Source organism: Streptomyces sp. 12E, from assembly GCF_055633275.1.
The window spans coordinates 5058994-5085018 of record NZ_JBVNCJ010000001.1; the positions used below are offsets into that span (position 1 = coordinate 5058994).

Here is a 26025-nt window from a genome sequence, read left to right on the forward strand (position 1 = left end):
CTCTTGACAATACCTCCGGCGCTGGCTAGGACGCCCGCCCGTAGGGCGTCGGCGGCGCCCGGGGGGACGTGAAACAATCGGGACTGGCTCACCGGTATCGACAGCGACCAGGAGACACGGCACGATGCGCATAGGAGTACTCACCGCAGGCGGCGACTGCCCTGGACTGAACGCCGTGATCCGGTCGGTCGTGCACCGGGCGGTCGACAACTACGGCGACGAGGTCATCGGCTTCGAGGACGGCTACTCCGGCCTGCTGGACGGCCGCTACCGCCCGCTCGACCTCAACGCGGTCAGCGGCATCCTGGCCCGCGGCGGCACCATACTGGGCTCCTCCCGGCTGGAGCGCGACCGCCTCCGCGAGGCCTGCGAGAACGCCTCCGACATGATCCGCGACTTCGGCATCGACGCGCTGATCCCGATCGGCGGCGAGGGCACGCTCACCGCGGCCCGCATGCTCTCCGACGCGGGCCTGCCGGTGGTCGGCGTCCCGAAGACCATCGACAACGACATCTCCTCCACCGACCGCACCTTCGGCTTCGACACGGCGGTCGGCGTCGCGACCGAGGCGATGGACCGACTCAAGACCACCGCCGAGTCCCACCAGCGCGTGATGGTCGTCGAGGTCATGGGCCGGCACGCGGGCTGGATCGCCCTGGAGTCCGGCATGGCCGCCGGCGCCCACGGCATCTGCCTGCCCGAACGTCCTTTCGACCCGGCCCAGTTGGTCAAGATGGTCGAGGAACGCTTCTCCCGCGGCAAGAAGTTCGCGGTGATCTGCGTCGCCGAGGGCGCGCACCCGGCCGACGGCACCATGGACTACGGCAAGGGCGAGATCGACAAGTTCGGCCACGAGCGCTTCCAGGGCATCGGCACGGCCCTGGCGTACGAGCTGGAGCGGAGGCTCGGCAAGGAGGCCAAGCCGGTCATCCTCGGCCACGTCCAGCGCGGCGGCGTGCCGACGGCGTACGACCGGGTCCTCGCCACCCGCTTCGGCTGGCACGCGGTGGAGGCGGCGCACCGGGGCGAGTTCGGCAAGATGACCTCGCTGCGCGGCACCGACATCGTGATGGTGCCGCTGGCGGAGGCGGTCACCGAGCTGAAGACGGTCCCGAAGGACCGGATGGACGAGGCGGAGTCGGTCTTCTAGACCGGGTGCGCCGGAGGGCGGGAGGGGTCCTCGCCCCGCCCTCCGGGTGCTGTCGGCGCATCGCGCCGCCGTTCGATGAGGGGAGCGTTCCTCCCGGCGTGACGCCGCCCGTGCGGTGTTCCGCCGGGAGGAACGCTCCCCTCGCGCTGCCGGAACCGGCCTCGCCGTGGGCGGAGTTCCACGGCGGCCCCTCCACGGGTGTGACCTGAGTTACACATCCCGTACTGTCGTGCAACCTTCACCCGTTCGTGTGGGTCTCTCGTGTGCCGCCTGTCCGGGCGGCGGGCTTCCCGCCCCGTTCCCCCTCCTTACGCAGAAGGACCTCGCGAACTGACATGCGCACACCACGGCATTTCTGGAAGGCGTCCGCGGTCGTCGCGGCCGGCCTGTCCGGGGCACTCGTCCTGCAGGCCATGACGGGACAGGAGAGCGACGGCTCCCACGCCGGCGGTGCGCCGGGGCCCGTCACCAGCAAGGCGGATACCACCGAGCTGCGGGTCTCCGGGGACGGGACCTCCGCCGCCCTGGGCAAGCGGGACACCGGGCCGTTCAGCATGCTCGGCGTGACCTGGTCCGACCCCTCCGCCCGCGTCGGCGGCACGGTCGAGGTCCGCACCCGGGCCGCCGGCACGCAGAACTGGTCGCGGTGGCTGACGCTGGACGGCGACAGCGGCCAGGGCGAGAACGGCGCCGCGCGCGGCGGCACCGAACCGGCGTGGGTGGGCCCGTCCGACGGCGTCGAGGTACGGGTCGACGGAAAGGACTCGGCCAGGCTGCCGAAGGGCCTGCGACTGGACATGGTCGACCCCGGCAGCGGCGAGGTCACCGCGCTGGAGCCGGCGGCGTACGTGGCCGAAGGGGCCGAGGAGAGCGAGGAGCCCACCTCCTCGGCCACCGAGCCGGAGACCGGCACCGGCACCGAGCCGCAGCCGGACGCCACCGTCCCGGAGACCCCCGCCTCCGAGACGCCGCCCGAGCCGTCCCCCTCCGAGCCCTCGGCGCCGCAGCCCTCGGTGACCGAACCGTCGGCCCCCGCCTCGCCGTCCGCCCCGGCCACCTCCTCGCCCACCGCCTCCCCCAGCCCCTCGGAGAGCGTCCCGCCCGCGCCGCCGTCCACCGCGCCGCGCCCGCCGATCACCTCCCGCGCCGCCTGGGGCGCGGACGAGTCGATCAGCCCGGAGGAGCCGGGCTACCTGCCCGACGGGAAGATCAAGGCGGTCGTGGTGCACCACACCGCCGAGTCCAACGACTACACCTGCGCCCAGGGCCCGGCCGTGGTGCGCGGCATCTACGCGTACCACGTGAAGCAGCTGGGCTGGAAAGACCTGGGCTACAACTTCCTGGTCGACAAGTGCGGCACGGTCTACGAGGGCCGCAAGGGCGGAGTCGACCGGCCGGTGATGGGCGCCCACGCCTACGGCTTCAACAGCGAGACCACCGGCATATCCGTGCTGGGGACCTACACCTCCACCGCGCCCTCCACGGCCGCCATGACCTCCGTCGCCCGGATCGCCGCGTGGAAGCTCGGCCAGTACGGCGTCGCCCCCACCTCCACCGCCACCCTCACCGCGGGCGACAGCGGCCGCAGCTACTCCGGGAAGACCTGGACCAAGGGCGCCCGGCTGACCCTGCCCGCGATCCACGGCCACCGCGACGGCTACAACACCCAGTGCCCCGGTGACGCCTTCTACAACAAGCTCGCCACCGTCCGCACCTGGGCGGGCGGACCGGTCTCCGGCCTCACCCTGAAGTCCGTCACCGGCAACAACACCTCCGGCACGACCACCTACACCAAGGCCGCCGTCACGGCGAACTGGTCGGCCACCACCCCGGCCGCGCTCGTCGCGAAGTACGAACTCCTGGTGAACGGCAAGACCGTGGCCACCACCGCCGGCACCGCCACCTCCGCCAAGGCCACCCTGGCCGCCGGCACCCACAAGGTCGCCGTCCGCGCCGTCCACCTGTCGGGCAGGACGACCACCACGGCGGCCGCGACCGTCGTCGCCGAGAGCACCGCCCCCACCTTCACCACCAAGCCGAACCTGGCCCTGCGCACCGGCACCGTCAACACCGCCGCCGTTCCGCTGACGCTGAAGTGGAAGGCCGCCGACGGCGTCGCGCTGAAGGAGGTCCGGCTCACCGCCCCGACCGCCAAGACCTACGGGCCCACGACCACCAGCGCCAACCACACCGCCAAGTCCGGCTCCGCCACCACCTGGTCGATGAAGGCCTACGACCGGGCCGGCAACACCGCCACCGCCTCGGTCGCCGGCACCCCGGTCATCCTCCAGGAGAGCTCCGCCACCAAGTCGGGCAAGTGGACGACCAAGTCCTCCTCCAGCTACCTCGGCGGCAAGTCGTACACCAGCTCCTCCAAGAACGCCTCGCTGAGCTGGACCTTCACCGGCCGCTCCGTCGCCTGGACGGTCTCCCGCGCCAGCACCTCCGGCCAGGCCCACGTCTACGTGGACGGCAAGAAGACCGCCACCGTGGACCTGAAGTCGTCCACCACCAAGTACCGCGACGCGATCTGGACCAAGACCTGGAGCGGCAGCGCCAAGCACACGGTCAAGATCGTCGTCGTCGGCACCAAGGGCCGTCCGACCCTCACCACGGACGGCATCGTCTACCTGAAGTAGCGGCCCTCCGCCCCCGGCGGACCACGACGGCCCGGGGCCCGACCGCGTGCGTGCGGTCGGGCCCCGGGCCGTCGAGCGCCGAGGGCCGCCCGTGCCCCCTCTGCTGATCGGCCCGCTCGGGAACACCGCTCCGCTCGCCGAGCTGACCGGCAAGCGACGCGCCGGCCAACCCGTCCCCCCGGAGACACGGACGAGCGTTTCCTGGTCGCCGTGGTGGCCGGGGCCACCGACACGGCGCTCCGCGAAAGTTCCTCCGGGCCTCCGTCCGTGACCGCCCGCGGTCGGCCTGTGGCCGCGCCGTCTCCATGACCGACCGCTGCACCCCTCCCGCCAGTGGCGTTTTCCCGTGAAAACTGCCACGCTGCCGCGATGTTCAGTACTCCGTACCTGGGATCGGGCCCGTACTGCTACACCAACGCACTGGCCATGATGATGGGGGCCGACGCACCCGAGCCGGCGGTGCTCGAAACCGTTACCGGCAGCCCGTTCGGCATGCAACTTCTGGGCGGCGCATTACCGTTCTTCGACCCCTATGGCTGGACGCCGGAGATCGGCGTGCGCGATGCCCTGACCGCGCTCGGCTGGACGGCGCGCACCTTCAGCGGAGACGACGCCGACCGTGCGCTCGGCCGTCTCACCTCGTTGCTGGAAACCGGACCGGTCATGATCGGCCCGGTCGAGATGGGGTATCTGCGCTATCAGCCGGGCAAGACCGGCCCCATCGGCGCCGACCATTACCTCGTCGCCCTCGGTGTCCGGGACGACCACATCACCGTGCACGACCCGCAGGGCTACCCCTACGCGCGGCTGCCGCTGCCCGACTTCATGGACGCCTGGCGCGCCGATACAGTCGACTACGGACAGCCGTACACGATGCGCACCGGCTTCACCCGGATCGCCTCCGTCAGCGCCTCCGCCGCGGTCACCGCCGTCCTGCCCCGTGCACTCGCCTGGGTCACCGCCGATCCGCAACCCTCCATGCCGTCAGGCAGCCTCGCCAACGGCCACGCCGCCCACGGCCTGGCCGAGCTGCTCGACACCGACAGCGAAGAACTCACCGGGCACTTGGTTCACTTCGCCGTTCGCGTCGGTGCCCGACGACTTGCCGACGCCGCCGCCTGCCTGCACCGCGCAGGATGCAACGCCGCGGCAGCCACCATGGACCGCCAGGCCCGCCTTGTCGGCGCGCTGCAGCATCCCCTTGCCACAGGCGACACCCGCGCGGCTCAGCGCACCTTGAGAGCTCTGGCACCGACCTATGACACCTTGCGCCTGGACCTGCAACGCAGCCTTGCCGTTGACGTTTGAACCGGCCACCACGCCATAGGAGCACCGCTGGTGGCTTTGGCCCACGTTCGATGGCGACACATCGTGCGCGTCGAGCACTTCTGCCCCGCGGAAAGCGCGGCTGGCGCTCTGACTTCGATGTCCCGCGACGAACGACATCGCACCGGGGCACCGGCCCTGACGTCCCGAACCTCCACGACAGCCAGGCCCTCAAGCCCCTGGTCCGTGGCGTTCCGCCGATCCGCTCCCGCCGCGGCCCACGCAGGCGCCGACCCGCCGAACTCCACGGCGACAAGGGCTGCGACCACGACGACTTGCGCCGCCGGCTGCGCAGGAGGGGCATCCGGCGCCGCTGTCGCCCGCAAGGGCATCGAGTCCTCCACCCGGCTCGGCCGGCACCGCTGGACCATCGAGCGCGTGGCGCCCTCGGAGCTGATCCGGTCGTCAGGAGTGCCGGAGAAGACGGGGCGCGGGCCGATGAGTTCCTTCATGATCGGCAGTCGTAGGTGATGGCCGGTGCGCCGCGGTCGCGAGTGCGGCCGAAGCGTCCACCGGTCCGACCTGCCGAGAACCGGACACGAGCCACCGAGGAACCTCAGATGCGCACCCTGATCAGCACCGCCTTCATCTCGCTCGACGGCGTCGTGGAGGCCCCGGGCGGCGAGCCCGGCTACCGGAACTCCGGCTGGACCTTCAAGGACGTCGAGTTCCTCCCCGAGGCGTTCGACATCAAGGGCCGCGAGCAGAAGGAGGCCACGGCGATGCTGCTGGGCCGGACCAGCTACGAGGCGTTCAGCCCGGTGTGGCCGGACATGGCGGACTTCGCCGACTACAAGACGATGCCGAAGTACGTCGTCTCCACCACCCTCAGCGAGGACGAACTGGTGTCGGGCTGGGGCGAGACGACGATCCTGCGCTCGCTCGACGAGGTCGCCGCCCTGAAGGAGACCGAGGGCGGCCCGATCATCGTCCACGGCAGCGCCGCCCTGAACCGGAGCCTCTCGGACGCCGGCCTGATCGACCGCTACCACCTGCTCGTCTTCCCGCTCCTGCTCGGTGCGGGCAAGCGCCTGTTCAGCGACACGGACAAGGACACCCAGAAGCTGAAGCTGGTCGAGCACGAGGCGTACGCCAACGGCCTGCAGAAGAACGTGTTCGACGTCGTCCGCTGACCCGGCTCCCGCACCCGCCCTGCGGTCGCGTCATCGGACACGGCACCGGTCGGAAGGTCCGCTCAGCGGCCGTCGGGCCACTGAGCGGACCAGAGGAGGATGCCCCCGATGTGGACGGTCGCGGTCCTCTCGTGGCAGGCGGCGATGCCGTGCTCGCACGGACGTTCCCGGAGCGCACGGGACGAACGAGCCTTGTCCGCAAGGACCACGTCCGGCCTGGTGCGGGGGCGCCCTCCCCACGAGGCCCACACCGTCAGCGCCGCACTGTCCCACCCGCGAATTCCTTGACGCCCGGACAGGTCCTACCCCCCCTTCCCCACCCCCCGGACCCACCGGTACACCAGCTCCGGCCGCCCCACCTGCCCGTAGACCGGCGCCCGCCCGGCCCTCCCCGCCTCCACCAGGTGCTCCAGGTACCGGCGGGCCGTGATCCGGGAGATCCCCACCGCCTCGGCGACCCCCGCCGCCGTCAGCCCGTCCTCCACCTCCCGCAGCGCCCCCGTCACCCGCTCCAGCGTCGGCCCGCTCAGCCCCTTCGGCAGCGCGGCCGGCCCCGGCGCCCGCAGCGCCGCCAGTGCCCTGTCCACCTCGGCCTGGCCGCTGGCCTCGCCCACCGCCGAGTGGAACTCGGCGTAGCGCACCAGCCGGTCCCGCAGGGTCGCGAACGTGAACGGCTTCAGCACGTACTGCACGACGCCCAGCGACACCCCCTCCCGCACCACCGCCAGGTCCCGCGCCGAGGTCACCGCGATCACGTCGGCGTGGTGGCCGCCCGCCCGCAGCGAGCGCGCCAGCTGGAGCCCGTGCACGTCCGGCAGGTGCAGGTCGAGGAGGAGGAGGTCGACGGGGGTGCGCTCCAGGACCCGGCGGGCCTCCGCCCCGGTGTGCGCCTTGCCGACGGCGACGAAGCCGGGCACCCGCCCGACGTACATCACATGGGCGTCGGCGGCCACCGGGTCGTCCTCGACCACCAGCACTCTGATGGGTTCCCCGGCCGCCCCGCTCATACGGCGCCTCCCGCATCCTGCGCGACAGCGGCGCCCCTCAGCGGCAGCCGCGCCTCGAACACCGCGCCGCCCTCCTCCCCGGACGTCACCGACAGCGTCCCGCCGTGCCGGCCCGCCGCCTGCCGGACCAGCGCCAGGCCCAGCCCGCGCCCGCCCGGACCGGCCGGCTTGGTCGTGAAGCCGCGCTGGAAGACCGCCTCCGCGTGGTCCGGGTCCACCCCGGGGCCGGTGTCCATGACCCGCAGGATCAGCTCCGAGCCGTCCTCCTCGGTCAGCGCCGTCACCGTCACACGGGGCCGCACCCCGCCCTGCGCCGCGTCCACGGCGTTGTCGATCAGGTTGCCGAGGATGGTGACCAGGTCCCGGGCGGGCAGGGTGTCCGGGAGCAGGCCGTCGTCCAGGCGGCTGTCGTCCGACACCACCAGCTCCACGCCCCGCTCGTTGGCCTGGGCGGTCTTGCCGAGCAGCAGCGCCGCGAGGACCGGCTCGCTCACCGCCGCCACCACCTGGTCGGTGAGCGCCTGCGCCAGCTCCAGCTCGGCCGTCGCGAAGTCCACCGCCTCCTCCGCGCGGCCCAGCTCGATCAGCGAGACCACGGTGTGCAGCCGGTTCGCCGCCTCGTGCGCCTGCGACCGCAGCGCCTGGGTGAAGCCCCGCTCGGAGTCCAGCTCGCCCATCAGCGACTGGAGCTCGGTCACGTCCCGCAGGGTCACCACCGAGCCGTGCCGCTGGCCGCCGGTGACCGGTGAGGTGTTCACCACCAGGACCCGGTCCGCCGTCAGGTGCACCTCGTCCACCCGGGGCTCGGAGGCCAGCAGCGCACCCGTCAGCGGTGCGGGCAGCCCCAGCTCCGCCACCGACCTGCCCACCACGTCCTCCTCCGGGGTCACGCCCAGCAGCTCCCGGCCGCCGTCGTTGATCAGCGCCACCCTGTACCGGCCGTCCAGCATCAGCAGCCCTTCGCGCACGGCGTGGAGCGCGGCCTGATGGTAGTCGTGCATGTGGCTGAGCTCGGTCGCGTTCATGCCGTGGGTGTGCCGGCGCAGCCGCGCGTTGATGACGTACGTGCCGATCGCGCCGAGTCCGAGGGCGCCGGCCGCGACCGCGAGCAGCGCCGTCAGCTGCTCCTGGGCGCGCTGGCTGATCTCCTCGACCCTTATGCCGGCGCTGACCAGGCCGGTGATCCGGTCGCCGTCCCGGACCGGGGTGACCGCCCGGACCGACGGACCGAGGGTGCCGGTGTAGGTCTCGGTGAAGGTGCGGCCCCGGAGCGCCGGCGCGGTGTTGCCCTGGAAGGCCAGGCCGATCTGGTCCGGGTCGGGGTGGGTCCAGCGGATGCCCCGGGGATCCATGATCGTGACGAAGTCGACGTCGGTGTCGCGCACCACCTCCAGCGCGTACGGCTGGAGCAGGGCCGAAGGGGCGGAGGAGCGGATCGCCTGCCGTACGGAGGGGGAGTCGGCGACCGAGCGGGCCACCGCGGTGGCCTGGCGGCCCGCCGCCTGCTCGGCCTGGCTGCGGTTGCTGACGTAGGTGAACAGCGCGTACCCGGCCACGACCACCGCGATGAGCACGGCCTGCATGGCGAAGAGCTGACCCGCGAGGCTGCGGGGCCGGGGGAGGGGGATGCGCATGCCGCCAGTCTGCCTCCGGGGCCCGCGGTGAACTAAATGAACGGAAGGGTGACCGCGCTCACAAGGCACGACATAGTCACCGCGTTCCCTTAAAACCCATCCCCCGGACGTGAGCCGCACGCCGGTGATGCCGACGACGTCGTCAAGGAGGGCCGCCGTGACCAGCGCAGCCGATACGGCACCTGCCGAACCCAAGGCCAAGCGGGACCGCACGCACTATCTCTACATCGCGGTGATCATCGCGGTCGCCCTCGGTATCGCCGTCGGTCTGATCGCCCCCGACTTCGCGGTCGAGCTGAAGCCGATCGGCACCGGGTTCGTGAACCTGATCAAGATGATGATCTCGCCGATCATCTTCTGCACGATCGTGCTGGGCATCGGCTCCGTGCGGAAGGCCGCCAAGGTCGGCGCGGTCGGCGGCATCGCCCTGGGCTACTTCATGGTGATGTCGGTCGTCGCGCTCGCCATCGGCCTGGTCGTCGGCAACATCCTGGACCCGGGGACGGGTCTCGCGGTCACCGACGCCGTCAAGGAGACCGGCCAGGCGCAGGTCGACGCGGAGGCCAAGGACACCACCGAGTTCCTGCTGGGCATCATCCCGACCACGATCGTGTCCGCCTTCACCCAGGGCGAGGTCCTGCAGACCCTGCTGGTCGCCCTGCTGTGCGGCTTCGCGCTGCAGGCCATGGGCAAGGCGGGCCAGCCGGTCCTGCGCGGCATCGAGCACATCCAGCGGCTGGTCTTCCGGGTCCTCGCCATGATCATGTGGGCCGCCCCGGTCGGCGCCTTCGGCGCCATGGCCGCCGTCACCGGGGCCTCGGGCGTGGACGCGCTGAAGAGCCTCGCGGTGCTGATGCTCGGCTTCTACATCACCTGTGTGCTGTTCATCTTCGTGGTGCTCGGCGCGATGCTGCGGATCGTGGCGGGGCTGAACGTCTGGTCGCTGTTCAAGTACCTGGGCCGCGAGTTCCTGCTGATCCTGTCGACCTCCTCCTCCGAGTCGGCGCTGCCGCGCCTCATCGCGAAGATGGAGCACCTCGGCGTCAGCAAGCCGGTCGTCGGCATCACCGTCCCCACCGGCTACTCCTTCAACCTCGACGGCACCATGATCTACATGACCATGGCCTCGCTGTTCATCGCGGACGCCCTGGGCACGCCGATGGCGATCGGCGAGCAGATCCCGCTGCTGCTCTTCCTGCTGGTCGCCTCCAAGGGCGCCGCGGGCGTCTCCGGGGCCGGCCTCGCGACGCTGGCCGGCGGTCTGCAGTCGCACAAGCCGGCCCTGGTGGACGGCATCGGACTGATCGTCGGCATCGACCGGCTGATGAGCGAGGCCCGCGCCCTGACCAACTTCGCGGGCAACGCGATCGCCACGGTGCTGATCGGAACCTGGACCAAGGAGATCGACAAGCAGCGGGTGGACGACGTCCTCGCCGGCCGCGCCCCCTTCGACGAGAAGACGCTGCTGGACGACCACGGCGCCGACGGCGACGCCGACGAACCCCGCGCCGGGCTGCCCGAGCCGGGGGCCGAGAAGGAGCTGGCCAAGGCCTGACGGCCGACGCCGCACCCCACGGACCCGGGCGGCCGGGACACTCCCCCGTTGCCCAGCCGCCCGGCCACCGGAGGCCCGGCACCCGTCTCCGGGCCTCCGCCTCCGCCGAGCGGCCGGACCCCCACCCCCGTGGGTCCGGCCGCTCGGCCCTTTCCGTTCCTCCCTCCCCCGTCCGCCCTTGCCTTGACGCCGACGTCAAGGCTTACGTTCGTCCCCATGCGAATCGGCGAGCTGGCCGCACGGGCCGGGACCACCACGCGGACGCTGCGGTACTACGAGTCGCGCGGGCTGCTGTCCGCGCGACGGACGGCCAACGGACACCGGACCTACGACGAGGGCGACCTGAGGCTGCTGCGGCAGATCCGCACGCTGCGGGACTTCGGGTTCGACCTGGAGGAGACCCGGCCGTTCGTGGAGTGCCTGCGGGCCGGACACCCCGAGGGCGACTCCTGCCCCGCCTCGCTCCAGGTCTACCGGCGCAAGCTGGACGAGCTGGACGCCCTGATCGGCGAGCTGCGGGCCGTACGGGCGAAGGTCGGGCAGCAGCTGGCGCGGGCGGAGTCGGCGAGGGACGTGCTGGCCGTCGAGGCGGCGGTTCCGGGGGGTCCGGAACCGGTGTGCGAACTGGGAGGGGAGCTGCGGTGAGCAGGGCGAGCGGAGTACCCGAGGTGACCGACGCGGACTTCGCGGCGGAGGTGATCGGGGCGGAGCTGCCGGTGCTGGTGGAGTTCACGGCCGACTGGTGCCCGCCGTGCCGGCAGATGGCGCCGGTGCTGAGCGCGCTGGCCGCCGAGGAGGACGGCCGGCTGAAGGTCGTCCAGCTGAACGTGGACGCCAACCCCGACACGACCAACGCCTACAAGGTGCTGTCGATGCCGACCTTCATGGTGTTCCGCGACGGTCAGCCGCTGCGGTCGATGGTGGGGGCCAGGTCCAGGCGGCGGCTGCTCGAGGAGCTGGCGGACGTGCTCTGACCTGGCAGGTGACATGAGAAAACCCCCGGGCAATTGCGCCCGGGGGTTTTCTCTGCGTATATTCGTTGATTCGCGACTTCATTTTCGAACGAAGTCGCGGTGAAGTTCAATGACCACAGTATATCCGGGCGGGAGCGGAATTGTCAAACACCGAATTTCCGGACGAGGAATTGCGGCAGGAGCAGCAATTCGTCGACGGACTGTACGCACGCGTGGACGCCCTGCGCGGCGACGCCGAGGTGTCCGTCACGGAGGCGCTCGCCCAGGGCCACACCCCCCGGCAGGCCAGGCTGGAGCGGGACATCCTCGTCGCCGAGCGCTCCGGGCTGCTCGCCGCGCTGAACGCGGTGGACGGCTCCCTCTGCTTCGGCCGCATCGACCTCGCCTCCGGCGACACCCACCACATCGGCCGGATCGGCCTGCGCGCCGACGACGCCGAACGCACGCCCGTCCTCATCGACTGGCGCGCCGACGTGGCCCGTCCGTTCTACCTGGCCACCGGCCACACCACGATGGGGCTCAGGCGCCGCCGGCACATCTCCACCGAGGGCCGCCGGGTCACCGCCCTGCACGACGAGGTCCTCGACCTCGGCGACGAGACCCGCACCGGCCACGAGGACCCGACCGGCGACGCCGTGCTGCTCGCCGCGCTGAACTCCGCGCGCACCGGCCGCATGGGTGACATCGTGCGCACCATCCAGGCCGACCAGGACCGCATCATCCGCGCCCCGCACCACGGGATCCTGGTCGTCGAGGGCGGCCCCGGCACCGGCAAGACCGCCGTCGCCCTGCACCGCGCCGCCTACCTCCTCTACGAGCACCGCGAGCTGCTGGCCCGCCGCGCCGTCCTGATCGTCGGCCCCAACCCGGCGTTCCTCGGCTACATCGGCGAGGTACTGCCCAGCCTCGGCGAGACCGGCGTGCTCCTGGCGACCGTCGGCGAGCTGTACCCCGGTGTGCGGACCACCCGGACCGACACCCCCGAGGCCGCCGCCGTCAAGGGCCGCGCCGAGATGGCCGACGTCCTCGCCGACGTCGTACGCGACCGGCAGGCGCTGCCCGACCCGGTGATCGCGATCGAGCACGACCGCGAGGTCCTCATGCTCGACGACGGCCTGGTGAACGTCGCCCGCGAACGCACCCGCGCCGCGAAGCTGCCGCACAACGTGGCCCGCGAGCACTTCGAGGGCCACATCCTCAACGCGCTCACCGACATGGTCGCCGAACGCATCGGCACCGACCCCTACGACGGCTCCAACCTGCTCGACCCCAGCGACATCACCCAGATCCGCGACGAACTCGCCGACAACCCCGAGGTCTGGTCCGCCATCGACCGGCTGTGGCCCCGCATCACCCCGCAGCGCCTGGTCGCCGACTTCCTCGCCGCCCCCGAGGGCTACCTCTCCGACGAGGACGCCGCCGCCGTCCGCCGCCCGGTCACCCGGCACTGGACCGTCTCCGACGTGCCCCTGCTCGACGAGGCCGCCGAACTCCTCGGCGAGGACGACCGCCTCGAACGCGCACGGGCCGAACGCGAGCGGCAGACGCAGATCGCCTTCGCGCAGGGTGTCCTGGACGTCTCGTACGCCTCCCGCACCTTCGAGTTCGAGGACAAGGAGGAGGACGACCCGGACTCCTCCGAGGTGCTGTCCGCGCACGACATCATCGACGCCGAGCGCTTCGCCGAACGGCACGAGGAGGACGACCACCGCAGCGCCGCCGAGCGCGCCGCCGCCGACCGCACCTGGGCGTTCGGGCACATCGTGGTCGACGAGGCGCAGGAACTCTCTCCCATGGCCTGGCGGCTGCTGATGCGGCGCAGCCCCACCCGCTCGATGACCCTGGTCGGCGACCCGGCGCAGACCTCCGAGGCGGGCGGTGTCGGCTCCTGGGCGGACATCCTCACCCCGTTCGTCGAGGACCGCTGGGAGCACACCCGGCTCGGCGTCAACTACCGCACCCCCGCCGAGATCATGGACGTGGCCGCGGCCGTGGTCCGCGCGGAGCACCCCGGTTTCGAGCCGCCCGGCTCGGTGCGCTCCACGGGCGTACGGCCCTGGGCCCGCGCCACCGACGACCTGCCCGCAGCGGTCGCCGGGGCCGTCGCGGAGCTCACCCCCCACGAGGGCCGTCTCGCCGTCATCGCCCCGCGCGCGATGCACCGCGCCCTGGCCGCCCGCCTCGACGGGGTGACGGCGGGCGCCGAACCCGATCTGGCGCACGACGTCGTGCTGCTCGACCCGCGCCAGGCCAAGGGCCTGGAGTTCGACTCGGTCCTCGTGGTCGAGCCGGCCCGCTACGGCACCAGCGACCTGTACGTGGCGCTCACCCGCGCCACCCAGCGGCTCGGCGTCCTGCACACCGAGCCGCTGCCGAAGCCGCTGGCCGACGCCCTGGACTGAGCGGGGGCCCGGGGGTCAGGCCGGGCGCAGCCACACCGTCGCCAGGGGCGGCAGGGTCAGCCGGACGCTCGCCGGGAACCCGTGCCGCCCCTGCGGCTCCGGCTTGACCGGGTCCGGGCGGGTGACGTCACTGCCGCCGTAACGGCCGGCGTCGGTGTTCACCACCTCGTGCCAGGCGGGCACGTCGTCGGGGACCCCGACGCGGTAGTCCTGCCGGACCACCGGGGCCAGGTGCGACACCGCGAGCAGCGGGGAACCGTCGGCGTCGTACCGCAGGAAGGCGAACACGTTGTCCTCGGCCGCGTCCCCGGCCACCCACCGGAAACCGGACGGCTCGGTGTCGCACCGCCACAGTGCCGGGGTGTCCCGGTACACGGTGTTGAGGTCGCGCACCAGGTCGCGCACCCCGCGGTGGTCGGCCTCGGCGCCGTAGTGCGGGTCGAGGAGCCACCAGTCCGGGCCGTGCGCCTCCGACCACTCGGCTCCCTGCGCGAACTCCTGGCCCATGAAGAGGAGCTGCTTGCCCGGGTGGGCCCACATGAAGCCCAGGTAGGCGCGGAGGTTGGCGCGCTGCTGCCACCAGTCGCCGGGCATCTTCGACACCAGGGACCGCTTGCCGTGCACCACTTCGTCGTGGGAGATCGGCAGCACGTAGTTCTCGCTGTAGGCGTACACCATCGAGAACGTCATCTCGCCGTGGTGGTAGCGGCGGTGGACCGGCTCGTGGCTCATGTACTGGAGCGAGTCGTGCATCCAGCCCATGTTCCACTTCAGCCCGAACCCGAGCCCGCCGAAGCCGCTGGGGCCCTTGTGGTGGGTGGCCCGGGTGACGCCGTCCCAGGCCGTGGACTCCTCCGCGATGGTCACCACCCCGGGGCAGCGCCGGTACACGGTCGCGTTCATCTCCTGCAGGAACGCCACCGCGTCCAGGTTCTCCCGGCCGCCGTGCTCGTTCGGCGTCCACCGGCCCGGCTCGCGCGAGTAGTCGAGGTAGAGCATCGAGGCGACCGCGTCCACCCGCAGCCCGTCGATGTGGAACTCCTCGCACCAGTACAGGGCGTTCGCCACCAGGAAGTTGCGCACCTCGCGCCGCCCGAAGTCGAACTCCAGGGTGCCCCAGTCGGGATGCGCGGCCCGCAGCGGATCCTCGTGCTCGTACAGCGGACGCCCGTCGAACTCGGCCAGCGCCCACTCGTCGCGCGGGAAGTGCGCCGGCACCCAGTCCATGATCACGCCGATCCCGGCCCGGTGCAGGGCGTCGACCAGGTACCGGAAGTCGTCCGGGGTGCCCAGGCGGGCGGTGGGCGCGTAGAACCCGGTGACCTGGTAACCCCAGGAGCCGCCGAAGGGGTGCTCGGCGACCGGCATCAGCTCCACGTGGGTGAAGCCGAGGTCCTCGACGTACGCGGGAAGCTGCTCGGCGAGCTGCCGGTACGTCAGCCCCGGTCGCCAGGACGGCAGGTGCACCTCGTACACGGAGAACGGCGCCCGGTGGGCGGGCGCCTCGGCCCGGCGCTCCAGCCACTCGGCGTCGCCCCACTCGTACGCCGAGGACGTGACGATCGACGACGTGGCCGGCGGCACCTCCGTACGGCGGGCCATCGGGTCGGCGCGCAGGGTCTTCGAGCCGTCGGGGCGGGTGATCTCGAACTTGTACAGCTCGCCCTCGCCGATCCCCGGCACGAACAGCTCCCACACCCCCGTCGAGCCCAGCGAGCGCATCGGGAAGCCGGTGCCGTCCCAGAAGTTGAAGGTGCCGGCCACCCGCACCCCGCGCGCGTTCGGCGCCCACACCGAGAACCGGGTGCCGGTCACGCCCTGGTGGGTCATCGGGTGCGCGCCGAGGACCGTCCACAGCTCCTCGTGCCGGCCCTCGCCGATCAGGTGCAGGTCGAGCTCGCCGAGCGTGGGCAGGAAGCGGTACGCGTCCTCCGTCTCGTGCACCGTCCCCTCGTACGTGACGAGCAGCCGGTACGCCGGCACCTCGCCCAGCGGCAGCAGCCCCGAGAAGAAGCCGTCGCCGTCGTCGTGCAGATCGACGGTGAGGCCCCCGGAGACGACGGTCACCGCGAGGGCGTAGGGCCGGAACGCCCGGAAGACGACCCCGCCGGGCACCGGATGCGCGCCGAGCACGGAGTGCGGGGCGTGGTGCGTCCCGCTCAGCAGCCGCTCCCGGTCGGCGGCGTCCACGGCGGGGGAGACGGCGATCTCCATCTCGGGCGGGGCGGACTGCGGGGTGGCGGTCCCCTTCGCCACCGCCTTCTTCGCCGCGGTCTTCTTCCCGGCCGGGACCTTCTTCGCCGCGGCCTTCCTCACCGCCGTCTTCGGGGCCGCCGTCTTCTTGACAGCCACGCTCTTCACCGCCGTCTTCTTCGCCGTCGCTTTCTTGGCCATGGCCTTCTTCGACGCCGCGGCCGCCTTCGTCGCCGTCGCTTTCTCGGCCACCGCTTTCTTCGCCGCGGCCGTCTTCTTCGCGGCCTTCTTCGCCGGTTCGGCCGGCTGCTCCGGGTGCGGACCGCTGGACTCGGGGCGGGGGGTCACGGGCGAAGCCTCCTGGACGCGGGTCGGATGGGTCAGATCAGGTCGGTCGTGGCCAGCCGGTGCACGGCGGCCAGCGGCACGGGCAGCCACTCGGGGCGGTGCCGGGCCTCGTAGACCACCTCGTAGACCGCCTTGTCGGTCTCGTACGCGCGCAGCAGCACCGGATCGGTGCGCGGGTCCCGGCCGGCCGCCTCCGCGTAGCCGGAGCAGTACGCCGCCCTGCACCGCACGGCCCAGTCCGGCTGCGCCGGGGCCACCGAACGCGCCGCGTAGTCGAAGGACCGCAGCATGCCGGCCACGTCGCGCACCACCGGCTGCGGCATCCGCCGCTCGGCCAGCGGCCGGGCCGGTTCCCCCTCGAAGTCGATCAGCGACCACTCACCCGCCGGGGAGCGCAGGCACTGCCCGAGGTGCAGGTCGCCGTGCACCCGCTGGGCGGTCCAGACGCGGCCCTCGGCGGCCAGGTCGTCCAGCGCCGTGAACGCCGAGCGCAGCCCGTCCGCGTACGGCCGCAGCGCGGGCACCGCCTGCACGGCCGCCCCGAGCCGCTCGGTCATGCCGGCGACCAGGGTGCGCAGCTGGGCGTGCCCCAGCGTGACCGTGGGCAGCGCGCGGGCCAGCACGGTGTGCACCTCGGCGGTGGCCCGCCCGAGGGCCCGCGCCTCGGCGGTGAAGTCCTCCCCCTTGGCCAGCTCCCGCAGCGCCAGCTCCCAGCCGTCGGTCGCGCCCTGCACGAACGGCTGGAGCACCCCCAGGACGTACGGCTCGGCCGGTGGCGGGCCGGGCGCCGCCTCCCCGGGCTCCGCGACCAGCCAGGCCGTCGGCGGGGGCACCCGGGGGCAGCCCTCGCGGGCCAGCGCCAGCGGCAGCTCCAGGTCGGGGTTGATCCCGGGCAGCACCCGGCGCAGCAGCTTCAGGATGAACGTGTCCCCGTAGACGACCGACGAGTTCGACTGCTCGGCGGTCATCAGGCGCGGCACCAGGCCGGACCGGATCTCCTGGCGCGGGTCCCGCTCGAAGCGGAGCCCGCCGATCCGGGCCTGGGTGCGCAGGGCCTCCAGGAGCAGTTCGGCGGGCCGGGTGTCGTGCAGGGCCTCGTAGACCGTCCGTCCGGCCAGCGGGCCCCGCGTCACATGACCGATCAGCGCGGGCGCGAGCCGGGGCGGCAACGCCTCGCGCACGCCTATGAGCAGCTGGTAGCAGTCGCCGGGCTGTTCGGGGCCGCCGTGGCCCGGCTGGAGCGGCTGGTGCGCGCGCACCAGCAGGTGGTACAGGCCCAGCTTGGCGGTGGGCGGCAGCAGTTCGGTGGCCGCCACCAGGGAGAACCCCGTGACGGGGCGGCCCTTGCCGGCGAACCAGCGCTGTCGCGGCAGCCATTCCCTCAGCAGTGGATCCAGTGACGCAAGGAGGCCGGGCAGGGTCGTGACGGTGCGTGTGACGGCTTCCGACATGGCGTCGCGTCCTTTCCCCTCTTTCGGCGCGCCCACGGGGGTGCCGCCGGTGGGCGGGGTGTTACTCATGCGTGCCCCGGGCGGAGCGGTGGAAACCGCCCCGCCCCGGGTTCTACACGGCGTCCTTGCGGAGCCGGAACCAGTAGAAGCCGTGGCCCCCGAGGGTCAGCAGGTAGGGCAGTTCGCCGACGGCCGGGAAGCGCACCCCGCCGAACAGTTCGACCGGGTGGCGTCCCTCGAAGGCGCTGAGGTCGAGCTCGGTGGGCTGGGCGAAGCGGGAGAAGTTGTTCACGCAGAGCACCAGGTCGTCCTCGTATTCGCGCAGGAAGGCGAGGACGGCCGGGTTGGAGGAGGGCAGCTCGGTGTAGGAGCCGAGGCCGAAGGCCGGGTTCTGTTTGCGGATCTCGATCATCCGGCGGGTCCAGTGCAGCAGTGAGGAGGGGGAGGCCATGGAGGCCTCGACGTTGGTGACCTGGTAGCCGTAGACGGGGTCCATGATGGTCGGCAGGAACAGCCGGCCGGGATCGGAGGAGGAGAATCCGGCGTTGCGGTCGGGGGTCCACTGCATCGGGGTGCGGACGGCGTCGCGGTCGCCGAGCCAGATGTTGTCGCCCATGCCGATCTCGTCGCCGTAGTAGATGATCGGGCTGCCGGGCAGGGAGAGCAGCAGGGCGGTGAAGAGTTCGATCTGGTTGCGGTCGTTGTCCAGCAGGGGGGCGAGCCGGCGGCGGATGCCGATGTTGGCGCGCATGCGGGGGTCCTTGGCGTACTCCGCCCACATGTAGTCGCGTTCCTCGTCGGTGACCATCTCCAGGGTCAGCTCGTCGTGGTTGCGCAGGAAGATGCCCCACTGGCAGCCCGAGGGGATGGCCGGTGTCTTGGCGAGGATCTCGGAGACGGGGTAGCGCGACTCGCGGCGCACGGCCATGAAGATGCGCGGCATGACGGGGAAGTGGAACGCCATGTGGCACTCGTCGCCGCCGGCGGCGTAGTCGCCGAAGTAGTCGACGACGTCCTCCGGCCACTGGTTGGCCTCGGCCAGCAGCACGGTGTCGGGGTACTGCGTGTCGATCTCCTTGCGCACCCGCTTCAGGAACGCGTGCGTCTCCGGGAGGTTCTCGCAGTTGGTGCCCTCCTGCTGGTACAGGTACGGCACCGCGTCGAGGCGGAAGCCGTCGATCCCCAGGTCCAGCCAGAACTTCAGCGCGGAGATCATCTCCTCCTGGACCGCCGGGTTCTCGTAGTTGAGGTCCGGCTGGTGGGAGAAGAAGCGGTGCCAGTAGTACTGCTTGCGCACCGGGTCGTACGTCCAGTTGGAGGCCTCGGTGTCGACGAAGATGATCCGCGCGTCCTGGAACTGCTTGTCGTCGTCCGCCCACACGTAGTAGTCGCCGTAGGGGCCGTCGGGGTCCTTCCTCGACTCCTGGAACCACGGGTGCTGGTCGCTGGTGTGGTTCATGACGAAGTCGATGATCACGCGCATCCCGCGCTGGTGCGCCGCGTCGACGAACTCCACGAAGTCGGCGAGGTCGCCGAAGTCGGGGAGGACGGCGGTGTAGTCGGCGACGTCGTAACCGCCGTCGCGCAGGGGCGACTTGAAGAAGGGCGGCAGCCAGAGGCAGTCGACGCCCAGCCATTGCAGGTAGTCCAGTTTGGCGGTGAGGCCCTTCAGGTCGCCGATGCCGTCACCGTTGCTGTCCTGGAAGGAGCGGACGAGGACCTCGTAGAAGACGGCTCGTTTGAACCAGTCGGGGTCCCGGTCCTTGGCGGGGGTGTCCTCGAAGGTGTCCGGGACGGGTTCGTTGACGATCATGCTGTGGGTGCCCCTCCGATCGACGGGCTGGACGGTCGCAGGACGCGGCTGTGCTCACCCGGGGGCTCGCTCCCGGATGCCCGGCCGACGACGAGCACATGCGCTCCCCCCGGACCCAGGCGCACGTAGTTGGCCCTGCCCCAGTGGTAGGTCTCGCCGGTGAGCTCGTCGCGCACCGGTGCCGACTCGTGCCAGTCCAGGCCGAGTCGCGGCATGTCCAACGAGACCGTGGCCTCCTGGGTGTGGTGGGGGTCGAGGTTGGCGACCACCAGAACCGTGTTCGAACCCCGCCGCTTCGAGTAGGCGATGACCTCCTCCTTGTCGGCGTGGTGGAAGTGGAGGTCGCGCAGCTGTTGCAGGGCCGGGTTCTCGCGCCGGATGGTGTTGAGCTTGGTGATCAGGGGGGTGATGGTGCGGCCCTGGTGTTCGGCGGTCTGCCAGTCGCGGGGTGTGAGCTGGTACTTCTCGCTGTCGAGGTACTCCTCGCTTCCCTCGCGCAGGGGGGTGTTCTCGCACAGTTCGTAGCCGCTGTAGATGCCCCAGGCGGGGGAGAGGGTGGCGGCCAGGACGGCGCGGACCTCGAAGGCGGGCCGGCCGCCGTGCTGGAGGTAGGCGTGCAGGATGTCGGGGGTGTTGGGGAAGAGGTTGGGCCGCATGTAGGAGGCGGCCTCCCCGGTCAGTTCGGTCAGGTACTCGGTCAGTTCCCGCTTGGTGGTGCGCCAGGTGAAGTAGGTGTAGGACTGCTGGAAGCCGATCTGGGCCAGGGTGTGCATCATCGCGGGGCGGGTGAAGGCCTCCGCCAGGAAGATCACGTCGGGGTCGGTGGCGTTGATCTCGCCGATCACCCGTTCCCAGAAGAGCACGGGTTTGGTGTGCGGGTTGTCGACCCGGAAGATCCGCACCCCGGTGGCCGTCCAGTGCCGCAGGATGCGGCACGTCTCGGCGACCAGGCCCTCGAAGTCGGCGTCGAAGGCGATGGGGTAGATGTCCTGGTACTTCTTGGGCGGGTTCTCGGCGTGGGCGATGGAGCCGTCGGGGCGGTGGTGGAACCACTCGGGGTGTTTGTGGACCCAGGGGTGGTCGGGGGAGCACTGCAGGGCGAAGTCGAGGGCCACCTCCAGGCCGAGGTCGCCGGCCCGGGCGACGAAGCGGGTGAAGTCCTCCAGGGTGCCCAGGTCGGGGTGGACGGCGTCGTGGCCGCCCTCGGGGGAGCCGATGGCCCAGGGCACGCCGACGTCGCCGGGGCCGGCGTCGAGGGTGTTGTTGGGGCCCTTGCGGTGGGTGGTGCCGATGGGGTGGATGGGCGGGAGGTAGACGACGTCGAAGCCCATCGCGGCGATCGCGGGCAGGCGGCGGGCGGCGGTGTCGAAGGTGCCGTGCGGGCGGGAGGGGGTGCCCTCGGAGCGGGGGAAGAACTCGTACCAGGCGCCGTACAGGGCCCGCTCGCGTTCCACCAGCAGCGGCAGCGGGTCGCTGCTGGTGACCAGCTCCCGCAGCGGATGCCGGGAAAGCACCGCATCCACCTCCGGCGTCAACGCCGCCGCCAGCCGGGACGCGGCCGGACGGCCCTCGTCGCGCAGGGCGTCCACGGCGGCGAGCAGGACGCCCCTGGATCCGGAGTCGGGCACCTGGGCCGCCGCCCGCTCGTGCAGCCGGGCGCCCTCCTCCAGGACGACCTCGGTGTCCATGCCCGCCGGGATCTTGATCCCCGCATGGTGCCGCCAGGTGGTGACCGGATCGCCCCACGCCTCCACGGCGTACGTCCACAGCCCCGGCTCCCCGGCGGTGACGGTCGCCCCCCACCTGTCCGTGCCGGGCGCGAGCTCCCGCATCGGCGTGAACGGCCCCCGACGCCCCTCGGGATCCCTCAGCACCACATCGGCGGCCACCGCGTCGTGCCCCTCGCGGAACACGGTCGCCGTGACCTCGAACGACTCCCCGGTCACGGCCTTGGCCGGCCGGCGTCCCTGCTGGACCATCGGCCGGACGTCGAGGACGGGGATGCGTCCCACGGCGGTCGCGGGGCCCGTGGACGGGCGCGCGGGGACCGGCGTCACGGAGGGGGACGGCGGGGGGCCGGTCTCGGCCGGGCGGACCGGGGAGGATCCGGCGCCGCGCTCCACGGGGGTCCGGGCGCCTGGTGTCGGAGGGGATGACGAGTGGTGCTTGGCGGGCATGACCGCTCCTGTCCGCGTCAACGTGGGTGGGCGGATGACTGTGGGGAGGTGGGGTCCTGCGTGGTGCTGCTGAGGGGGTACCCGCAGGAGCCTTCCCACACTGTTCGGGTGGACAACCCGGCACTTTGTTAACTACTCGCGCGTATGTCGACACACAAGACCGGCCTCGTCCGCACAGGGCGGGTCCGGCCCGTGGTGGGCCCGCTCCCACGGCCGACGGCGCTCCCGGCGGGGTGCCGTGGCGGCACCCCGCCACGGGCCCGGAACCCGGAGCGCCCGGTTCGGCGAACCGGTCCCGCGCTCCCTCGCCTTTCCGTTCGTCACCCTCTTGACCAGCGCGTTCGCCCTCCGCGCCGGGATCGCCCGCCGGTTTTGGGCCGATACGGCGCCGCCGCGCCCGCCGCGTGCGGGGACGCCGTCGGCGCACCCGGGGAGGTGACCCGCACGGCGCCGCCCGCGGCGGAGGCCGGGGTGACCGGGGCCCCGGGGCGAACGGAGCGGGGGCGGAACCGGGGGAGGAAAAGGCCGGTTTCTTGTCCTGCCGTCCGGCCGAGCCGGTCCGTCTCACGCCCGGCGGGAGCGCGGCACGGGCCGCCGGCGCGCCGGAGGGGAGGCGTCCGGCGGGACGGCGAAGCGCGGTCGAGAACGTCCCCCGGGCGGAATCGGCCATACCCGTCCCGAGGTGAATCGTTTGACCGGGGGTACGGAGGTACCCGTGTTTCCCGGCTTCCCGCGCGGCGCGTGTCCGCGCCGGTACTGTCGGCAACGATGCCCGGACGCACACCGCGTCTCTCACGAACCCGCCGAGGTGGCTTGTGAAGGCGATCCGTCGATTCACCGTCCGACCCGTGCTCCCCGAACCCCTCCGGCCCCTGAGCGATCTGGCCCGCAACCTGCGCTGGTCCTGGCACGCCGGGACCCGCGACCTGTTCCGCTCCGTCGACCCCGAGCGGTGGGCCGCCGCCGGCTGCGACCCCGTACGGCTGCTCGGCGGCGTGGCGACCGAGCGGCTCGCCGAGCTGGCCGGCGACCGCGACTTCCTGGACCGCCTCGACGCGGCCGCCGGTGATCTGGACGCCTACCTGACCGGCGACCGCTGGTACCAGGCGCAGACCGACCGGCTGCCCGCCGCCGTCGCCTACTTCTCCCCGGAGTTCGGCATCACGGCCGCCCTGCCGCAGTACTCCGGGGGACTCGGCATCCTCGCCGGCGACCACCTCAAGGCCGCCAGCGACCTCGGCGTCCCCCTCATCGGCGTCGGCCTGCTCTACCGCCACGGCTACTTCCGGCAGTCCCTGTCCCGGGACGGCTGGCAGCAGGAGCACTACCCCGTGCTCGACCCCCACGAGCTGCCCCTCGACCAGCTCAGGCAGCCCGACGGCACCCCCGCCCGGGTCACCCTCGCCCTGCCCGGGGACCGCTTGCTGCGGGCCCGGATCTGGCTGGCCCGGGTGGGCAGGATCCCGCTGCTCCTGCTGGACTCCGACGTCGAGGAGAACGACCCCGGCGAACGCGGGGTGACCGACCGGCTCTACGGCGGCGGCAGCGAGCACCGGCTGCTCCAGGAGATGCTGCTCGGCATAGGAGGGGTCCGCGCGGTCCGCGCGTACTGCGAGCTGACCGGGCACGCCGCACCCGAGGTGTTCCACACCAACGAGGGCCACGCCGGCTTCCTCGGCCTGGAGCGCATCGCCGAACTGCGCGCCGGGGGACTGGACTTCGACGCGGCCCTCGAGGCGGTGCGCGCGGGGACCGTGTTCACCACGCACACCCCCGTCCCGGCCGGCATCGACCGCTTCGACCGCGAACTGGTCGCCCGGCACTTCGGCCCGCACGCCGAACTGCCCGGCATGGAGGTCGACCGCATCCTCCGGCTGGGCACGGAGAGCTACCCCGGCGGCGAGCCCGGCCTGTTCAACATGGCCGTCATGGGCCTGCGCCTGGCCCAGCGCGCCAACGGCGTCTCCCTGCTGCACGGCCACGTCAGCCGCGAGATGTTCGCCGGGCTCTGGCCGGGCTTCGACCCGGAGGAGGTGCCCATCACCTCCGTCACCAACGGGGTGCACGCGCCCACCTGGGTCGCCCCCGAGGTGTTCCGGCTCGGCGCCCGGCAGATCGGCGCCCAGCGCACCGAGGAGGCGCTGAGCGTCGGCGACTCCGACCGCTGGGACTCCGTCGCGGACATCGCCGACCGGGACATCTGGGAGCTGCGCCGGTCCCTGCGCGAGCTGCTGGTCCTCGAGGTGCGCGAGCGGCTGCGCGCCTCCTGGCGGCAGCGCGGCGCCGGCACGGCCGAGCTGGGCTGGATCGACGGGGTGCTCGACCCGGACGTGCTGACCATCGGATTCGCCCGGCGCGTCCCGTCGTACAAGCGGCTGACGCTGATGCTGCGCGACCGGGACCGGCTGACGGACCTGCTGCTGCACCCCGAGCGGCCGGTGCAGATCGTGGTCGCGGGCAAGGCGCACCCGGCGGACGACGGCGGCAAGCGGCTCATCCAGGAGCTGGTCCGGTTCGCCGACGACCCGCGCGTACGGCACCGGATCGTGTTCCTGCCCGACTACGGCATGGGGATGGCGCAGAAGCTCTACCCCGGCTGCGACATCTGGCTGAACAACCCGCTCAGGCCGCTGGAGGCGTGCGGCACCAGCGGGATGAAGGCCGCGCTCAACGGCTGCCTCAACCTGTCCGTCCTCGACGGCTGGTGGGACGAGTGGTTCCAGCCCGACTTCGGCTGGGCCGTCCCCACGGCGGACGGCGTGGGCACCGACCCGGACCGGCGCGACGCCATAGAGGCCGCGGCGCTGTACGACCTGCTGGAGCAGCGGATCACTCCGTGTTTCTACGACCGGGGGCGTGACGGACTGCCGGACCGGTGGATCGAGATGGTGCGGCGGACGCTGAGCCTGCTCGGGCCGAAGGTGCTGGCCGGGCGGATGGTCCGGGAGTACGTGGAGCGGCTGTACGCGCCCGCCGCGCACGCGCACCGTGCGATGGACCCGGACTCCGCGCGCTCCCTCGCCGCGTGGAAGGCGCGGGTGCGTGCGGCGTGGCACGGGGTGACCGTCGATCACGTCGAGACGTCCGTGACGGGGGCCACCGCGGAGTTCGGCACCACGCTCGGGCTGCGGGTGCGGGTGGGGCTGGGCGGTCTGAAACCGGAGGACGTCGAGGTGCAGGCGGTGTCCGGGCGGGTGGACGGGGAGGACCGGATCACCGACGCGACGGCGGTGCCGCTGAAGCCGGCGGGAGCGCCGGACCCGGAGGGGCGGTGGGTGTACGAGGGGCCGCTGGCCCTGGACCGGACGGGGCCCTTCGGGTACACGGTGCGGATCCTGCCCGGGCACCGGCTACTGGCGTCCGGGGCGGAAATGGGGCTGATCGCGGTGCCGTCGGAGGACGTGGTGGAAGCGGCGGGGCTGCTGATGAGGTAGGCGAGGCGGTGGCAGCCCGTCCGGCCCCGCTCAGCCCCTCCGGCGTTCGAGGAGCGGGGGTGACGGGGTGGCGGGGGGCGACCGGCCGGGGCGCCGCCTGCCGGGGCGGCGGCGCGGCCTGCCGGAGGGTGTCTGCCCGGAGGGGGACCCCAGCGCCCATCCGTGCCGCCCCGGGGGCACCTCCCAGGCCCTCGAGGCGCCGGGGGAGGCGCGGCTGCCCCGCAGGCTGCGGGGGCTGTGTGGTCAGTCCTCCTCGATGCCGCTCGTGGCCAGCCGGCGGAGGACCTTGCCGCAGCGGCGGGCGTACGCGTGCTGCATCGCGCGGGTGGCCGGGCCGCCCGCGCGGGAGTACCAGCGGGCCGGCCTGCTGAACGCCTCCACCGTCAGCCACACCGTCCCGTCGCCGGTGCGGTCCACGACGAACGACTCCTCGCCGCACTCGGGGTGTCCGGCCAGGGTCCCGTACGCCCAGCCGGCCCTGCGGTGCTCCTCCACCGTCCAGACCACACGGCAGGGCGCCTTCACCACCCCGGCGAGGGTGATGGTGACGTCGACGTCCGGGGCCGCGCGGTCGGCGGCGGTCTCGACGCCGACCCCCAGCTCCCGGTGCAGCTCCCAGGTGAGCAGCGCCCGAGCGGCCTGCCGGAAGACGTCCTCGCCCTCGCCGAGCCGCGTGCGCACGTGCATCGGATGGAAGCCGGGAGGACAGAAGCCCCGCTCACGGGTCCCGCCGACGTGGTCGTAGGTGAAGTCCGCCGAAGACATGGGACCCAAGAGTAGAGGGACCCG

General features: G+C 72.4%; 16 protein-coding genes and 2 pseudogenes. 10 read left to right on the top strand and 8 right to left on the bottom strand.

Features of this window, described 5'->3' with window-relative positions; all coding sequences use genetic code 11:
• The first annotated feature begins 124 nt into the window (after positions 1–124).
• The 5 genes and pseudogenes from ACZ8ZB_RS23640 to ACZ8ZB_RS23660 all read left to right on the top strand — a co-directional run bounded on the left by ACZ8ZB_RS23640 (position 125) and on the right by ACZ8ZB_RS23660 (position 6248).
• Positions 125–1150: an ATP-dependent 6-phosphofructokinase gene (locus ACZ8ZB_RS23640; protein WP_470739650.1), complete on the top strand. Its 1026-nt coding sequence runs from the start codon at positions 125–127 to the stop codon at positions 1148–1150.
• Between the two features lie 335 nt (positions 1151–1485).
• On the top strand, positions 1486–3789 hold the full coding sequence (locus ACZ8ZB_RS23645; RefSeq protein WP_470739651.1) for an N-acetylmuramoyl-L-alanine amidase: 2304 nt from the start codon (positions 1486–1488) through the stop codon (positions 3787–3789).
• A gap of 369 nt (positions 3790–4158) precedes the next feature.
• The gene (locus tag ACZ8ZB_RS23650) at positions 4159–5097 is read left to right on the top strand and encodes a hypothetical protein (RefSeq protein WP_470739652.1); all 939 of its coding nucleotides are present in this window, start codon (positions 4159–4161) and stop codon (positions 5095–5097) included.
• An 86-nt stretch (positions 5098–5183) separates the two neighbouring features.
• Positions 5184–5493 (top strand): annotated as a pseudogene (locus ACZ8ZB_RS23655) (IS5/IS1182 family transposase); the annotation flags it as partial.
• 182 nt (positions 5494–5675) lie between these two features.
• Positions 5676–6248, top strand: a complete 573-nt coding sequence (locus ACZ8ZB_RS23660) for a dihydrofolate reductase family protein (protein WP_470739653.1) — start codon at positions 5676–5678, stop codon at positions 6246–6248.
• Between the two features lie 137 nt (positions 6249–6385).
• Here the strand turns inward: ACZ8ZB_RS23660 and ACZ8ZB_RS23665 are convergent.
• From ACZ8ZB_RS23665 to ACZ8ZB_RS23675, 3 genes and pseudogenes are all read right to left on the bottom strand, one after another.
• Positions 6386–6481, bottom strand: a pseudogene (locus tag ACZ8ZB_RS23665) (IS5/IS1182 family transposase); the annotation flags it as partial.
• 69 nt (positions 6482–6550) lie between these two features.
• Positions 6551–7255 (bottom strand): response regulator, encoded by a 705-nt coding sequence (locus ACZ8ZB_RS23670; protein WP_470739654.1) that lies wholly within the window; start codon positions 7253–7255, stop codon positions 6551–6553.
• The gene (locus ACZ8ZB_RS23675) at positions 7252–8889 is read right to left on the bottom strand and encodes a sensor histidine kinase (protein WP_470739655.1); all 1638 of its coding nucleotides are present in this window, start codon (positions 8887–8889) and stop codon (positions 7252–7254) included. Before ACZ8ZB_RS23675 ends, ACZ8ZB_RS23670 begins: the two co-directional genes overlap by 4 nt.
• Positions 8890–9046: 157 nt before the next feature.
• Between ACZ8ZB_RS23675 and ACZ8ZB_RS23680 the strand changes: the two genes are divergently transcribed.
• The 4 genes from ACZ8ZB_RS23680 (at position 9047) to ACZ8ZB_RS23695 (ending at position 13820) form a co-directional block, all read left to right on the top strand.
• A complete protein-coding gene (locus ACZ8ZB_RS23680; protein ID WP_470739656.1) occupies positions 9047–10444 on the top strand; it encodes a cation:dicarboxylate symporter family transporter in 1398 nt (465 codons plus the stop codon).
• A 216-nt stretch (positions 10445–10660) separates the two neighbouring features.
• A complete protein-coding gene (locus tag ACZ8ZB_RS23685) occupies positions 10661–11089 on the top strand; it encodes a MerR family transcriptional regulator (RefSeq protein WP_470739657.1) in 429 nt (142 codons plus the stop codon).
• Positions 11086–11418, top strand: a complete 333-nt coding sequence (locus ACZ8ZB_RS23690) for a thioredoxin family protein (RefSeq protein WP_470739658.1) — start codon at positions 11086–11088, stop codon at positions 11416–11418. The genes ACZ8ZB_RS23685 and ACZ8ZB_RS23690 overlap by 4 nt, the downstream gene beginning before the upstream one ends.
• Positions 11419–11588: 170 nt before the next feature.
• Complete coding sequence (locus ACZ8ZB_RS23695; RefSeq protein WP_470741565.1) at positions 11589–13820, top strand: HelD family protein; 2232 nt, start codon at positions 11589–11591, stop codon at positions 13818–13820.
• A gap of 15 nt (positions 13821–13835) precedes the next feature.
• Here ACZ8ZB_RS23695 and glgB read toward each other — a convergent pair whose 3' ends face one another.
• The 4 genes from glgB to ACZ8ZB_RS23715 all read right to left on the bottom strand — a co-directional run bounded on the left by glgB (position 13836) and on the right by ACZ8ZB_RS23715 (position 21802).
• The gene (glgB, locus tag ACZ8ZB_RS23700; protein WP_470739659.1) at positions 13836–16361 is read right to left on the bottom strand and encodes a 1,4-alpha-glucan branching enzyme; all 2526 of its coding nucleotides are present in this window, start codon (positions 16359–16361) and stop codon (positions 13836–13838) included.
• A gap of 32 nt (positions 16362–16393) precedes the next feature.
• Complete coding sequence (locus tag ACZ8ZB_RS23705; protein ID WP_470739660.1) at positions 16394–17812, bottom strand: maltokinase N-terminal cap-like domain-containing protein; 1419 nt, start codon at positions 17810–17812, stop codon at positions 16394–16396.
• 112 nt (positions 17813–17924) lie between these two features.
• On the bottom strand, positions 17925–19625 hold the full coding sequence (gene treS, locus ACZ8ZB_RS23710) for a maltose alpha-D-glucosyltransferase (protein WP_470739661.1): 1701 nt from the start codon (positions 19623–19625) through the stop codon (positions 17925–17927).
• Entirely contained in the window at positions 19622–21802 is a 2181-nt protein-coding gene (locus ACZ8ZB_RS23715; RefSeq protein WP_470739662.1) for an alpha-1,4-glucan--maltose-1-phosphate maltosyltransferase, read from the bottom strand. The genes treS and ACZ8ZB_RS23715 overlap by 4 nt, the downstream gene beginning before the upstream one ends.
• An 815-nt stretch (positions 21803–22617) precedes the next feature.
• On the opposite strand from ACZ8ZB_RS23715, the gene ACZ8ZB_RS23720 reads away from it, so the two are divergent.
• Entirely contained in the window at positions 22618–25236 is a 2619-nt protein-coding gene (locus ACZ8ZB_RS23720; RefSeq protein ID WP_470739663.1) for a glycosyltransferase family 1 protein, read from the top strand.
• A 243-nt stretch (positions 25237–25479) separates the two neighbouring features.
• Here the strand turns inward: ACZ8ZB_RS23720 and ACZ8ZB_RS23725 are convergent, their stop codons facing one another.
• Positions 25480–26001, bottom strand: a complete 522-nt coding sequence (locus ACZ8ZB_RS23725; protein ID WP_470739664.1) for a DUF1990 family protein — start codon at positions 25999–26001, stop codon at positions 25480–25482.
• Positions 26002–26025: the final 24 nt, after the last annotated feature.